The following is a 14497-nucleotide window of genomic DNA, read 5'->3' as shown; positions in this document are numbered from 1 at the left end:
AAAATTGCCTTTGTTGAAGGAGTCAAAACATTGTTGCAGTTAACGGATAAAGTGGGCCAGGGAAAGGAGCGAGCCTGTTACGTACACCCGGACGACAGCTCCAAAGCGGTGAAGGTATTGCTCGGTGATGAAAGCACACAGATGCAGCGCGAGATTCGTATTTATGAATACCTGAATAAGAACAAAGCTGTACCCTACAAGCGTATTCCTGCGTATTACGGCACAGTTGAGACAAATTTAGGCACAGGTTATGTGTTTGATCTTGTTCGCGATGCCGATGGTCAGGTATCTAAATCGTTAAAATGGTATTTGCAGCATGGCAGTAGCCCTAAAGACTTCAAGCGCCAGCTGAAAAACCTGCGTCGTTATTTTCTCAAGTACAAAGTCATATTTAATCACGATATGTACGAGGGTAATATTCTTGTACGTATTACCAAAAAAGGCCGGCGCAAGTTGGTGGTGATTGACGGTCTTGGTGAAGTGACTTTTGTGCAGTGGCCAAACCGCTTCGGATTTTTTGCTAAACGAAAGATAATGCGCCGCTGGCAGCGCTTTTACAGACGCTTGCTGAGAAACTACGATAGTTTTGTACAGCGTTCAGATAATGCCGCATAATTTTCCTGGTTAAACTTCGCTGCGCGATTTTAACTTTTATTGATTAAAGCAAAATAAACCTTGATGCAGCTGCGTAAGCTACGCGCTTTATATTTTGAGTGCAGATGCTTTGGACAAGTTACATATAGGCGACAAGTTATTTGACTCGCGCCTTTTTCTCGGTACCGGTAAATTTTCTTCTCTCGCCCAGATGACGCGTTCCATCGCGGCGTCTGAGACTCAGTTGGTCACTTTGGCCCTGCGGCGAATAAACCCCGCGCAACCAGACTTTGATCTCGCCTCTGAGCTGCTTAAACTAAAGCTCCAGTTATTTCCGAATACCTCGGGAGCGCGAACGGCTGATGAGGCGCTGATGCTGGCGCATATGTCTCGCGAGTTATTAAACAGCTCTTGGCTGAAGCTGGAAATTCACCCGGACCCGCGTTATTTACTGCCGGACCCTGTAGAAACCCTAAAGGCCTGCGACTTACTCGTTCAACAGGGGTTTACTGTCTTACCTTATGTGAATGCCGACCCGGTACTTTGTAAGCGCCTTGAAGAAGTTGGTGCGGCGGCGGTCATGCCGCTGGCGGCGCCGATAGGTAGTAACCAGGGGCTTAAAACTAAAGCCATGCTCGAGATTATCATCGAGCAAAGTCAGGTGCCGGTTGTGGTTGATGCAGGTCTCGGCGCACCGTCTCATGCTGCTGAAGCCATGGAGCTAGGTGCTGATGCGGTGTTAGTTAATAGCGCTATCGCGGCAAGTGCGGAGCCTGTTTTAATGGCTGCTGCATTTTCTCAAGCGGTTCAAGCTGGTCGCTCGGCGTACTGCGCTGGCCTTGCTGGGCGTTCTCAGCAAGCCCGCTCAACCAGCGACTTTACTTCTTTTTTAGAGCTGCAGTGACAGCGGGTTGCGACGGTGGCTTTTAGCGAGCAAATTAAAAAATACAGTTGGGCGGAAGTACAGCTACAGCTCTATGCCAAAACAGCTTTAGATGTTGAGCAGGCTCTGGCCCAGAAAAATAGGACGTGGCAAGATTTTTTAGCCTTGTTATCGCCGGCAGCTGAGCCTTATCTCGAGGCAATGGCCAAGCAAAGTCACGCGCTTACTTTACAGAATTTTGGTCGCTGCATGCATGTGTATGTGCCGATGTATTTATCGAACAAGTGTGCAAATTTTTGTACTTATTGTGGTTTTAGCATTAAAAATAAAATCAAACGCCTGTCTTTAACTCCTGGGCAAATTCTAACAGAAGCGGAATTTTTACTTGAACAAGGGCATCAGCAATTATTGCTGGTTACCGGTGAGACTTCAAAAATAGGTGTGGCTTATATTGAGCAGGCTATTGAGTTACTCTCGCCGCTGTTTTCGAGCATTGCAATTGAAACTCAAGCCTTTGAGTTGTGTGATTACCAGCGCTTGCGAAACAAAGGTTTGCATGCGGTTACGCTGTATCAAGAAACCTACAATTTAGGTAGCTATCAACAATATCATCTGCGAGGAAATAAAGCAGATTACTGGCGGCGCTTAGATAGCCATGATAAAACTGGCGCTGCAGGTGTGCACAAACTTGGTCTCGGTGTACTGCTCGGTCTTGATGATTGGCGTGTGGATAGCGCCTTTACCTATTTGCATTTGAAGTATTTGGAAAATCGTTACTGGCGCAGCCGTTTTAGTATTAGTTTCCCACGTTTGCGAAATGCTGAAGGCTACGTTGCCGATCATGAAATCAGCGACAAACAACTTGTGCAATTGTTGTGCGCTTATCGCCTTTGCAACCCTTTTGTGGAGCTAAACCTCTCAACTCGTGAGAGTGCTAATTTTAGAAAAAATGTGGCACCGCTGGGCGTGACACATATGAGCGCTGGTGCGCGGACCTCGCCCGGCGCTTATAGCGACACTGGTGCTTTGGAGCAATTTGAAATTTGTGATCAACGCCCAACCGAGGAGGTTGCCGCCAGTTTAAGGCAAGCTGGTTTTGATGTGGTGTTTAAAGATTGGTATGGCCATAAGCCAAGTATACAATCAGGCATAAATTTGTATTAGGGCTTACCGGTGTTCATACGGGCAACAAAACTATCGCAGCATTGCTAAGAATGCGAGCGTAGCAAGGCCAAGGCTCGTGAGCTCTCTATTTAGCTCAAATTGCCCTGGTAAGAAAAAATAGCTTGCTCCAGCGGCGGTGAACAGCAATGCGCTGAGACCCAGGCGCTGCTTTTTTTGTCTGCGCCTGGATTTATTTAGCTCGTCACTAAAGTGTCTAAGTTCTGGAGCTATATCTGCCAGGCTCTGAATTTTATTCATACTGTTAATAGTAAGCGCTGGCAGGTTTGGGGCCTGTTCTAACCACTCCGGTGCGTTGTATTTAAGCTCTTTATATAGCGTACGCAAGCTGTAACGCTTTTTAAGCCACTTTTCTAAAAATGGGTGGGCGGTTTGCCAAAGGTCGAGCTCTGGATAAAGCTGGCGGCCCAGGCCTTCAATATTAAGCAGGGTTTTTTGTAGCAGCACTAGCTGCGGTTGCACAGGCATATTAAAGCGTTGAGCGGTGCGAAATAAACTGATCAGGGCTTCGCCAAAGCTTATTTCCTGCAGGGGTTTTTGAAATAGCGGTTCGCACACTGCACGAATGGCGCTCTCAAACGCTCCGGCCGAGGTGTCAGCCGGAACCCAGCCGCTGCTTATGTGCAGTTCGGCAACCTGGCGGTAGTCGCGCCGAAACATCGCAATTAAATTGCGCGCTAAATAATATTGATCCTCACGGCTTAAGCTGCCGCAAATTGCACAGTCGATGCCAATGTAACTCGGGTTGTGTTCCGGGTTTTTGCGTGAAACAAATACATTGCCCGGGTGCATATCGGCGTGAAAAAAATTGTGTTCAAAAACCTGAGTAAAAAATACTTCTACACCGCGCTCGGCGAGAAGCTTTAAGTTGGTACTCTGCGCATTAATTTGCTCGAGGTCATTTACCGGTATGCCATCAATGCGCTCTATTACCAACACATTGCTGCGGCAAAAATCCCAATAAACTTCGGGGATATAAAGCTTGTCACTGTTTTCGAAATTCCTGCGAAGTTGAGAGGCGTTGGCCGCCTCTTTCATCAAGTCGAGCTCGTCGAGCACTGTCATTCGATAATCGGCGACTACTTCGACGGGGCGCAAACGCCTGGCTTCACTGGAGAAGCGCTCAAGCCAGTGTGCGAGTTGGGCGAGTAAGCGAGTATCGCGTTCAATCGTAGCTTGTATGCCAGGGCGAACAACTTTAATGACTATCTCGCGTCCGTTTTTTAGTTTTGCTTCGTGTACTTGAGCAATTGAGGCGGAGGCGAGTACTTCGTGTTTGTAGTCGTCAAATAAATCATCTATATCCGCGCCGAGCGCCTGTTCAACCAGCTGTTTAAAGCGCTGTTGTTCAAATGGCGCGACCTGATCTTGAAGTTTGCTGAGTTCAAGCACAAGGTCGGCGGGCAGTAGATCGGGCCTGGTCGACAACAGTTGACCGAACTTGATGAAAATTGGCCCGAGCTCTTCGAGCGCCATACGCAGGCGCACGGCTCGCTCTGCTTTGTGTTTGGGAAATAACAGTAAAGGCCAGAGCAGCAAGCGCCAGTGCCAGGGGGCTTTCAGGGGTAATAAGTCGATCAGCCGGTACTTGCCCAAGCAAAAAGCGATGCGCAGTAAGCGTAACAAGGAGCTCACTTTCTAGTCCTTAATAACGGTGTTTTTTAATTGTTGTAACCTGGCCTCGAGGCGTTCGCTATCGCGCCGGAGTTCCTGGACGGAGGCTTGGAAAAAAAGTACTTCTTCTGGGTGGGGGAGTAGTCGCCACTCGCTGTGCAACAGATTTTCAAGGTGGGCCTGGCTTTCTTTTTTGTTAAATGAAGGTAAAACCTGCTTTAAGCTTTTGAATGCTATGCTCGCGGCACTGCTGAGCTCCGGACCTATTTTTGCGCTTAACATGTCTTGCCAATCGATATCGACGTCAGAGGCGATATCCGCCAGTGCTTGCAATAAAGCAAGCTCACCCTCGGCGTGGATGCCGCTGCCGGCGAGGCTGTGTTTTTTATCGCTAGCCAAGTTTTTAAATTGCTGCAGCTCTCCGCGAAGTGTTAAATCGGCCTTGTTGTCATCGAGTTCAGACTCCGGCAGTAAAGCCAGATAGGCGTGTTTGTTTTCGACGCGCAGGCGCACAACTAAAGTTAGGTCGCTAAATAAGATAGCGATATGTTTTTGCTCTAGCTGTGTTAAGCGTTGTTTGCTTGCCGGGTCATACTGCAAGCTTTCATTCAGTGCTTTTTCTAGGCAAATTGCAACCAGCGCTAACAAGCTTGGGTCCATGCCACCAAGTTTAACACTCACGCTTTTAAAGCCTTGTGCAGGGCGACAATGCCCCCGGTCATATTGTGGTAAGTACAGCTGTGAAAACCGGCATCGAGGATTAACTCTTTTAAGCTTTCCTGGTCTGGGTGCATGCGTATGCTTTCGGCAAGGTAGCGGTAACTGTCGGCGTCGTTGGTAACGACTTTACCCATAAGCGGCAGCAGTCGGAAACTGTAAGTGTCGTAGGCTTTTTCTAATAGGGCATTTTGGGGTTTAGAAAACTCGAGCACCAATAGCCGCCCGCCGGGCTTGAGTATGCGCAGCATGCTTTTTATCGCGAGTGTTTTGTCGGTGACGTTGCGCAAGCCAAAGGCAATGCTGATGCAGTCAAAATAATTATCCGGAAATGGCAGGTATTGAGCGTCGGCCTGAACGTAGTCGAGGTTACCGACCAGGCCCTTGTTAATTAATTTGTCGCGCCCAACCTTGAGCATGCTCTCGTTGATGTCGGCTAGCACAACCCGGCCTTTGGGGCCAACAATCTTACTGAATTTTGCACTGAGATCGCCGGTACCGCCGGCAATATCAAGAACCTTGTTGCCGGGGCGAAGGCCGGAGCTTTCAACAGTGAACATTTTCCACAAGCGGTGCACACCACCGCTCATCAGGTCGTTCATAATGTCGTATTTGGCCGCGACGCTGTGAAAGACATCGGCCACTTTAGCGGCTTTGTCTCCTGCTTTGACGGTTTCAAAACCAAAGTGGGTATTTTCCTGATCTTTCATGCTGCTTTGCGCTCGCGTTTATCGGCAAATATAAAGGGCGATAGTTTAAGAGCAGACGCGGCTTAGGTACAGGGCTAGCGTTTGATCTGCATGGGCTTCATGTGGTGCGAGAGTTTCGCCTAGAGAGCTTTTAGGGGCATCGCGGGACGTCGTGAATACCTCCATGTAGACTTCGCCGCCGCATCCATGCGGCAGAGACCCGCTCAACCCCTAAGAGCTCTCTAGGCTACCTATGTGCCAGTGTTTAGCTATGAGCGCCTATACGTAAGCGTTTGAGACTCAAGGTTCGGAATTTAGGGCTGCCACTTCAATGGCTGAACACCATCAAGTTCGAGGCGGCGTTGTTTGGCCTCTTCGAGATACTCTTCCCAGAGTTCATCTTGCTTGAGGCAGAGCTCGCGAAAATAGGGCCAGCTATAGATGCCTGTGTCGTGGCCGTCATCAAAGCTTAAGCGCAGGGCGTAGTTGCCCTGACGCTCGATACCGGTGATTCGCACACTCTGTTTATCGAGTGGGACTTTCTTTTGATCGGGCCCGTGGCCTTGAACTTCGGCGGAAGGGCTGAGGACTCGTAATAATTCGGCGCTGAGAGTAAATGTTTCGGTGCCGTAACGTAACTCGAGCTGTTGGCTTTCATTGCTTAGCTTTATTTGAGTGGGTTTCATTTAAGTCTGAGCCAAATGGGGTGAACGTTGTGGGTTGGCACTGGGCCGTGATACAGGGAGAGATGCGAAGGGCGCTCTTTTGAAGGCGTTAGCGCCGCATGAAACGGCAAGTCACAAAATTTAGAAAAACTTTGAACGGCCGCCCGCGCCCGAAGGGGCGAGGGCAGGATGCCCGAGCGTTTACCGCACAGGATATCTTGAGTGTGCCCTGAGGGCCTCCGCCTGTAATTGTGGCGGTCTCTAACGATAAGCATGGGCCTATCAGGTAATGAGTTAGAGAATAAATCGACTCAGGTCTTCGTTTTTAGCAAGCACCTGGAGCTGGTCTTCAACCATCTTCGCATCGATAACGACAGGCGCGCCGTTGCTTGAGCACTGGAAACTGATCTCTTCGAGCAGTTTTTCCAATACTGTATGCAGGCGGCGGGCGCCGATATTTTCGGTGCTTTCGTTCACTTCAAACGCAATTTCGGCAATTTTGCGGATGCCGTCTTTGGTGAAGTCGAGCTCGATACCTTCGGTCTTCATCAGGCTTTGGTGTTGCATGGTTAACGCGGCTTTAGGTTCCGTGAGTATGCGTTCAAAGTCGTCTGGGCTCAGCGCTTCAAGCTCAACGCGAATCGGCAGGCGGCCCTGCAGTTCGGGGATCAGATCCGAAGGTTTGGCCAGGTGGAAAGCGCCCGAGGCGATAAAGAGCATGTGGTCGGTCTTAATCATGCCGTGTTTGGTGCTGACCGTGCAGCCCTCAATCAGCGGCAGAAGATCGCGCTGCACACCTTCGCGGCTGACATCGCCACCGCTGGCACTTTCGCGTTTGCAGACTTTGTCGATTTCGTCGATAAAGACGATGCCATTTTGCTCGGCCGCCTCAATGGCTCGGGCCTTAATTTCATCTTCATTGACCAGCTTGGCCGCTTCTTCTTCGCTGATTTTTTTAAAGGCTTTGGCAACCGTCATCTTGGCTTTTTGTTTTTTGTCTTTGCCGAGGTTGCTGAACATATTTTGCAGCTGATTGGTCATGTCCTCCATGCCTGGAGGGGCCATAATCTCAACGCCAACAGGTGTGGCGCTGACTTCAATATCTATCTCTTTATCGTCGAGTTTGCCTTCGCGCAGCTTTTTGCGAAAAACCTGGCGAGTGCTGTTGTCGCTTTCGTTTTCAGCGCCGCGAGCCGGTGGCAGCAGGGCGTCTAGTACACGCTCTTCGGCCGCTTCCTGGGCGCGGAATTCAACTTTTGTCATCTCTTGCTCGCGCAGCATTTTAATGGCGCGATCCACCAGGTCGCGCACAATGCTTTCGACATCGCGGCCGACATAGCCGACTTCGGTAAATTTGGTGGCTTCAACTTTGATAAATGGCGCGTTGGCAAGTTTGGCCAGTCGGCGGGCGATTTCGGTTTTGCCGACACCGGTGGGGCCTATCATCAGTATATTTTTCGGTGTGACTTCGTTGCGCAGGCTCTCGTCGAGTTGCATGCGCCGCCAGCGGTTGCGAAGCGCAATGGCGACGGCTTTTTTGGCGCTGTCCTGACCGACGATGTGTCGGTCGAGTTCGTGAACGATTTCACTCGGAGTCATATGGCTCATGTTAAAACTCCAGTTCTTCAATGGTGAAGTTGTGGTTGGTGTAAACGCAAATGTCGCCGGCGATAGTCAGGCCTTTTTCAACAATGTCTCGCGGGTCGAGTTCGGTATTGTCAAATAGCGCGCGCGCCGCACTTTGGGCAAAGCTGCCACCTGAGCCTATGGCCATTAAGTCGTCTTCGGGTTGAATGACATCGCCGTTGCCGCTGATGATTAACGAGGCTTCTTTATCTGCAACGCAGAGCAGGGCTTCGAGCCGGCGCAGAGCGCGGTCGCTGCGCCAGTCTTTAGCGAGTTCAACCGCTGCGCGCACTAACTGCCCGCCGTGGGCTTCGAGCTTGGCTTCAAAGCGCTCAAACAGGGTAAAAGCGTCGGCAGTGCCGCCGGCAAAACCCGCGATAACTTGATCTCGATATAGGCGGCGCACTTTGCGTGCATTGCCTTTCATGATGGTGTTGCCCAGGCTGACCTGGCCGTCGCCGCCGATCACAACTTTGTTGCCCCGGCGAACGGAAAGAATGGTGGTACCGCGATATTGCTCCACAGCTTGACCTTTTGTGCTTGGCGAAAGCTGTGAAAATTGGGGTGCAAGCGCTCTATTTCAAGCGTGTGAAATTTATTTTTCTATCTTGCGTTTTAAGGTGAGGTATTCAAGCCCTTCGCTAACCAGGTCCTGGCGAGCTTTGGCGAGTTTACTTTTGTTTAGGTACGGGCCGACAATCACCCGGTAGCGTGTTTCACCGCTTTGCATCTTGCTGCTTTCGATGCTGGTGTTCATATTCATTAAGATCAGGCGTGCACGCAGTTTGTCTGCGTCATTTTCATTGCGGAACGACGCGACCTGTAAAAAATACTCGTGGGTGGCAGCCTGCTCAATTTGCGCTTCAGTGGGCGCTTCGTACTCTGGTACTTCAACTTGCTGTTGTTTGAGTCTGTCGTAAAACTCAAATACCGGGCCTTTTACTTCCTCGGGCACTTTGAGTTTTGGCAGTTCGGTTTTGTTTTGTGCTGGCGCGCTGTTTGTTGTGCCCTCTTCTTTGAGTTTGCTGAGGTGGGCAATAAACATGATAAAGGCGCCGAGAGCCATGCCGGTGAGTAACCAGAGCCAGCCGGGGATTTGGCGTTCAGTGCTGTTGCGGCGGGCGTGGTGTTGGCGCTTACTCATCGGGCGTATTTTAAGGGTGTACTTAGTTTAAGAGGTGCGACGGCGGCGCAGCGGATTTTGAGCGCATGCTAGCGCAAGCCGCGGCGTATGTGAATCGCCGTCGCATAAAAGTTTTGTTGCTGCTTGAGTTTATACACGGCTTGTGTTTTAAGCTGTTTCCAAAGGGTCGATATCGAGGCTCCAGCGCACGCGTTTACTCAGAGCACTCTGCTCGAGCTCGTCAACGAGTGCTTTGACGATGCTTTTGAGTGTGCTGCGCTTGTTGGCTTTGACACTGAGCTGAAAACGGTAGCGATCTTGAATTTTTTCCATGCTTGAGGGCATCGGCCCGAGCAAGCTGTGCTCCTGTGATGGTGGGTACAGGCGTGAATAAGCACTGCGCAGTGTTTCGAGCAGCGCGCTGGCATTCTCCGCGCGCTTGCTTTCAGCCCTAAATTGCGCACTAAAGCTGTAGGGTGGCAGTTCGTTGTGAAGCCGTTCGCTGAGCAGGTGGCGGGCAAAACTGTAGTAGCCGCGCTGACACAGCAGTTGCAGCAAGGGGTGGTCCGGACGGTGGCTTTGCAATAATACCAGGCCGCGGCTGCCTTCGCGCCCGGCTCGCCCGGCAACTTGCATTAGCAGTTGGCCCATGCGCTCCATGCCGCGAAAATCTGAACTGAAAAAACCCTGATCTGCATCCGTGACAATCACCAGTTTTAGATTTGGAAAGTGATGGCCTTTGGCTAACATTTGGGTGCCGACCAGCACACAGGCCTGGCCGCTTTGCACCTGCGCGAGCTTATCTGCAAAGCTTTTTTTACTGCGGCTACTGTCGCGGTCTACGCGCAGGACCGGCGTTTCAGGAAAGCTCTGCTGCAGGGCCTGCTCGAGCTGTTCAGTACCGACCCCCCGGCTCTCGAGCTGGCTCTGCTGGCAGTTTGGGCAGCTCTGGTAAACGCGGCTGCGCCAGTCGCAGTGATGGCAGTGAAGTCGCGCAGGGCGGCTGTGCAGGGTCATGCTGGCGCTGCAGCGCGGGCATTCGCTCATCCAGCCGCAGTGGTGGCACAGTTGCACGGCGGCGTAGCCGCGCCGGTTTTGAAAAACTAAGGCCTGCTCCCCGCGTTCAAGACAGGAGCGGATGGCGCCTAGGGCGGCCTGGCTTAAACCTGCGTGCATATTTTGGTCGCGCAGATCGAGACATTGCAGCAGCGGCGCAGCACTGCCGCTGGCGCGCTGTTTGAGTACGAGGTGATGATATTTCTTGTCGAGCGCCTGTTTAAGGCTCTCTAAGCTCGGTGTGGCACTGCCGAGCACAATGGGGATTTTGAGCTGGTTGGCGCGGTAGATGCTGAGGTCGCGGGCGGAATAGCGAAGGCCGTCCTGCTGTTTGTAGGCCAGGTCGTGCTCTTCATCCACGATGATCAGGCCGGCGTGCTTTAATGGGCTGAGTGCAGCCAGGCGCGTACCGATAATTATTTGGGCGCTGCCATCTAGGGCTTGCAACCAGTTGCGCGCGCGCTGAGCTTCACTGACACCGCTGTGCAGTTCGATCAGCGGCACATTAAAACGCTGGCGAAAACGCTGCACTGTTTGGGGGCTGAGGCCTATCTCGGGAACAAGCACGAGCACTTGCTGCCCAGCTCTGAGCGCGCGCTCACTGAGCTGTAAATACACCTCTGTTTTTCCGCTGCCGGTCGCTCCGTGCAGTAAATAACAGGCAAAGTGATGAAAGCGCACCGCGTCAACCGCCGCCTGCTGTTCGCCGTTGAGTTCGAGGGCTTTTTGTTTTAGCAGTTCACTTACTCGGGCTTGGGCTTGCTTCTGCTCGGGTTCGGTGTCAGTGCGTTCTAGCAGGCCTTTTTGCTCCAATGCTTTAATTGTGCTTGCAGAGAAGTCGAGCTGCTTGCGCTGTTCTGAGTCAAAATAGCCGTGCTCAAGCAGGTAGCGCAGTATCTGCTGCTGTTTGGGACTGCGTTTGAGGGCATCGTGGTTCAGGCCTTTGCCCTCGCGACTAAGTTGCCAGTAATTATTCTCTGGAAGTGCTTTGCCCTGGCGCAAATACGGCGGGATGCTGCTTTGCAGGACTTCGCCGAGGGGGTGCAGGTAGTAATCACTCAGCCACTGGCAAAGTGTCAAGAGTTCTGCGGGTAGCTTAAATTTACTCGGCAGGGTTTGTTGATAGTTTTTTATTTTTGTGGCTTCGAGTTCGCTTGATGGGCCGAACCCAACAACAACGCCGGCCATATCGCGGTTCGCAAAATTGGCCAGAACGAGCTGCCCCAGCTGTGGAGGTTTTTCCCCGGCCGGGACTCGGTAGTCAAACGCCCGGCGCAGCGGCACTGGCAGGGCGATCTGAACAATGTGTGTGTCGTGGTTGGCTTGCATACTGCCTATTTACTTGCTGTTCAATTCTGGTACTATCCGCGCTCATTTTGGCCGACTTCGGTCGCCATTTCGATTAACCCGTAAGCACTTACGCGGTGCCCAACACTGGATTGGGTGGCGGCGTATATTTAAGTGGGGCGTATTATGCAAGCAGATATTCAACCAAGCTATGGCGAAATGAATGCAACGTGCAGTTGTGGCAACGTCATTAAGACCCGTTCAACTTTGGGCAAAGACATCCATATCGATGTGTGCTCTCAGTGTCACCCTTTCTACACTGGTAAGCAGAAAGTTGTAGATAGCGGCGGTCGCATCGACAAATTCAATAAGCGCTTCGGTCGCATCACTGCGAAGAAGTAAGCTTAAAAAAGCCGGCGTTAAGCCGGCTTTTTTGTATCTGTTATCCATTTCTTCTCTGGCCGAATACACCCCTGTATTGGCTATTAAAAAATCTCTTCGGCAAATGTTTCAATGGCTTTTTCAGGCTCTTCGATATCGGAGCTTTCGATCAGGCGCGGTACTTTGTTTACCCTGAAGAATTCAAACCGGGCGTCTGGGTCGTTAGCGCGCGCGCGCAAGCCTGTTTCGGGATCTATACGTACGGTAACAATGCCGGGTGGTTGCTTGCGGGGGCGGTCTGGGCTGTTTTTGAGTGCGACACGCATAAAGTCCATCCATATCGGCAGAGCTGCGCTGCCGCCATACTCGCGGTTGCCCAGCGGCGTATTTTGATCAAAGCCGACCCAAGTTGTTGCGATGACGTCGGGGTTGTAGCCGCTAAACCAGGCGTCGAGTGGACCATTGGTTGTGCCGGTTTTCCCGGCAATATCACTGCGTTCTAGGGCGCGAGCGCGTCGCCCGGTACCGCGGCGGATAACGTCTTTGAGAATATCATCCATGATAAATGCGACTTGCTCACCGATAATGCGTTCTGCTCTCGGGTAGTCAGAGGGCTCGAGCCAGCCGAGTTCTCGCTTGAATTCCAAGGGCAGCTCAAAGTAGTCAATGTCGGTCTCGACAGTGCCGTTTTCTACATCTAATACATAGTTGTTATTTGTTGCTTCGTCGCATTCTGAGCAAACGGTTGCCGGCAGCGCTTCGTAGATAATATTGCCGTCGGTATCGGTAATGCGCTGAATGAGGTGGGGGCTGATTTTGTAGCCGCCATTGGCAAAACTTGCCCATGCGGTTGCCATCTCCATAGGCGGTACAGCTTGGGTGCCCAGGGCTAAGCTTAAGTCGCGCGGTAGCGCTTGAATGTCAAAGCCAAAACGGCTGAAGCTTTTGAGCGCAGTGTTGATACCGAGTTGCTGTAGTATGCGAATACTTACCAGGTTGCGCGAGCGATATAGCGCTTCGCGCAGGCGCATATCGCCGTAGAATTTGCCGCCGTCATTTTTCGGACGCCAGGTGTTTTCTAGTTCTTCATCGTTAAAAACAAGCGGGCTGTCATTGATTAAGGTGGCCGCTGTCATCCCGTTTTCCAGTGCTGCGGTATATAAAAACGGTTTGAAGTTTGAGCCGGGCTGGCGCTTGGCTTGAGTAGCCCGGTTGAATTTACTCTGGTAGAACGAGAAACCACCGACAATGGCGAGAATGCCACCGTTGTTGGGATCGAGCGCGACAAGTGCAGCCTGAGCGCTGGGCAACTGGCTCAGGCGCCAGCTGCGATCTTTCTGTTGAATAACACGGATAACGTCGCCTACACGAAACATCTCGGCCGGGCTTTTATATTTGGCGCCCTGACGGTTTTCACTGATATAGGGGCGCATGTCACTTGGCCCTTCATCCCATTTGAGTTCTATAAGATCTCCCTGGCGGTTGAGTAGAGCAATGCTTTTTTCTTCAATTTGGGTGACAGCGGCCGGCATCAAGCCTTCAAAATCGTCGATCTTTCGCAATCTATCGATCCAGGCCTGTTTAGTTTCCTGATCCAGGTTTATTTGTTTTGATGTGTTGTCAGCGTTGTTTTCGTTGCTGATGACTTGGGTGGCCAGATTGAGTTCGGCTCCGCGCCAGCCATGGCGCTGATCATAAGTAAGTAAGCCTTTACGCACTGCTCGTTGAGCTGCGATCTGCATTTCGGCATTGACGGTGGTATAGACCTTGTAGCCCTTGGTGTAAGCCTCGGTACCGTAAGAGCGGATGGCTTTGGTGCGGGCAAGCTCTGCCACATAAGGGGCTCTCGCATCGAGCTGACTTCCGTGATAGCGAGCGCTTACACCTTCGGCGGTAGCGCCATCGTAAGCGGCTTGGTCAATCATCTTCAGGGTCAGCATGCGCCCAAGTATCCAATTGCGTCGCTCGACTGCTCGTTTGGGGTTGACGATGGGGTTCTGAGTTGAAGGGCCTTGAAACAGCCCGGCAATCATGGCCAGTTGAGCTAGACTTAGGTCGCTGAGCTCCTTGCCGTAGTAAACCTCGGCCGCCGCTTGTATGCCGTATGCGCGCTTGCCCAGGAACATGTAGTTGACATAGAGCTCGAGTATCTCGTCTTTGCTGAGCTCGCGTTCGAGTTTCAGGGAGAGAAGGATTTCATTAAATTTTCGAATGAATTTCCTGTCGAGAGATAAAAACACATTGCGGGTTAGCTGCATGGTAAGGGTTGAGCCACCACTGCCTCGTTCGCCGGTCAACAGAAGTTCCGTTACTGCACGAGCCAAACCTTTGATGCTAACGCCTTTGTGTGAGTAAAACTCGGCGTCTTCTGCTGCAAGTAGGGCGTCGATAAAGGGCTGGGGAACATCTTCGATATGGACCGGGCGGCGCCGTTTTTCACCGAACTCTCCGATCAGAGCCCCATCTGCGGAATAGATTTGCATCGGAGTTTGCAGGCGGACATCGCGAATTGATTCGACGCTTGGCAGGCCGGGGCTCAAATAGAGATAGACCGCAGCAAGGCCAAAAATGCAACAAGAGATACCTGTCAGGACTAGGAGGGCAAGTGTTTTCAGTAGTTGTGTGTATTTGTGCGTCATGTGGCTTAAGGGCCAAATTGAGAAAGGCTGCTCATTATAAA

At 51.5% G+C, this 14497-nt stretch carries 13 protein-coding genes; 4 read left to right on the top strand and 9 right to left on the bottom strand.

Going from position 1 to position 14497, the window contains the following annotated elements; translation table 11 throughout:
• Positions 1-30 precede the first annotated feature (30 nt).
• From CFK45_RS08770 to thiH, 3 genes are all read left to right on the top strand, one after another.
• Positions 31-615, top strand: coding sequence for a YrbL family protein (locus CFK45_RS08770; RefSeq protein ID WP_158224651.1), 585 nt, complete (start codon positions 31-33; stop codon positions 613-615).
• A 109-nt stretch (positions 616-724) separates the two neighbouring features.
• Entirely contained in the window at positions 725-1498 is a 774-nt protein-coding gene (thiG, locus tag CFK45_RS08765) for a thiazole synthase (RefSeq protein WP_096086167.1), read from the top strand.
• A 15-nt stretch (positions 1499-1513) separates the two neighbouring features.
• Positions 1514-2641, top strand: coding sequence for a 2-iminoacetate synthase ThiH (gene thiH / locus CFK45_RS08760; protein ID WP_096086069.1), 1128 nt, complete (start codon positions 1514-1516; stop codon positions 2639-2641).
• 30 nt (positions 2642-2671) lie between these two features.
• Here thiH and ubiB read toward each other — a convergent pair whose 3' ends face one another.
• From ubiB to CFK45_RS08720, 8 genes are all read right to left on the bottom strand, one after another.
• Positions 2672-4294: a ubiquinone biosynthesis regulatory protein kinase UbiB gene (ubiB, locus tag CFK45_RS08755; protein WP_096086068.1), complete on the bottom strand. Its 1623-nt coding sequence runs from the start codon at positions 4292-4294 to the stop codon at positions 2672-2674.
• 3 nt (positions 4295-4297) lie between these two features.
• Positions 4298-4954 carry a ubiquinone biosynthesis accessory factor UbiJ gene (locus CFK45_RS08750; protein ID WP_096086067.1) on the bottom strand — a complete coding sequence of 219 codons (657 nt, stop codon included), beginning with the start codon at positions 4952-4954 and terminating at the stop codon, positions 4298-4300.
• A complete protein-coding gene (ubiE, locus tag CFK45_RS08745; protein ID WP_096086066.1) occupies positions 4951-5700 on the bottom strand; it encodes a bifunctional demethylmenaquinone methyltransferase/2-methoxy-6-polyprenyl-1,4-benzoquinol methylase UbiE in 750 nt (249 codons plus the stop codon). Before ubiE ends, CFK45_RS08750 begins: the two co-directional genes overlap by 4 nt.
• 293 nt (positions 5701-5993) lie before the next feature.
• Positions 5994-6365 (bottom strand): gamma-butyrobetaine hydroxylase family protein, encoded by a 372-nt coding sequence (locus CFK45_RS08740; protein WP_096086065.1) that lies wholly within the window; start codon positions 6363-6365, stop codon positions 5994-5996.
• Between the two features lie 273 nt (positions 6366-6638).
• A complete protein-coding gene (gene hslU / locus CFK45_RS08735; RefSeq protein ID WP_096086064.1) occupies positions 6639-7952 on the bottom strand; it encodes an ATP-dependent protease ATPase subunit HslU in 1314 nt (437 codons plus the stop codon).
• Position 7953: 1 nt separating this feature from the next.
• Positions 7954-8493, bottom strand: a complete 540-nt coding sequence (hslV, locus tag CFK45_RS08730; protein WP_096086063.1) for an ATP-dependent protease subunit HslV — start codon at positions 8491-8493, stop codon at positions 7954-7956.
• A 72-nt stretch (positions 8494-8565) separates the two neighbouring features.
• The gene (locus tag CFK45_RS08725) at positions 8566-9114 is read right to left on the bottom strand and encodes an SPOR domain-containing protein (RefSeq protein ID WP_096086062.1); all 549 of its coding nucleotides are present in this window, start codon (positions 9112-9114) and stop codon (positions 8566-8568) included.
• A 147-nt stretch (positions 9115-9261) separates the two neighbouring features.
• A complete protein-coding gene (locus CFK45_RS08720; RefSeq protein ID WP_096086061.1) occupies positions 9262-11478 on the bottom strand; it encodes a primosomal protein N' in 2217 nt (738 codons plus the stop codon).
• Between the two features lie 144 nt (positions 11479-11622).
• Between CFK45_RS08720 and rpmE the strand changes: the two genes are divergently transcribed.
• Positions 11623-11838, top strand: a complete 216-nt coding sequence (gene rpmE, locus CFK45_RS08715; RefSeq protein ID WP_096086060.1) for a 50S ribosomal protein L31 — start codon at positions 11623-11625, stop codon at positions 11836-11838.
• Positions 11839-11921: 83 nt separating this feature from the next.
• On the opposite strand, the gene CFK45_RS08710 is transcribed toward rpmE, so the two are convergent.
• Positions 11922-14300 (bottom strand): penicillin-binding protein 1A, encoded by a 2379-nt coding sequence (locus tag CFK45_RS08710; RefSeq protein WP_158224650.1) that lies wholly within the window; start codon positions 14298-14300, stop codon positions 11922-11924.
• Positions 14301-14497 lie beyond the last annotated feature (197 nt).

The organism is Agaribacterium haliotis, from assembly GCF_002312815.1.
GTDB lineage: Bacteria > Pseudomonadota > Gammaproteobacteria > Pseudomonadales > Cellvibrionaceae > Agaribacterium > Agaribacterium haliotis.
Note: the sequence above shows the minus strand (reverse complement) of the source record. Positions and strands in the feature narration are given on the sequence as shown.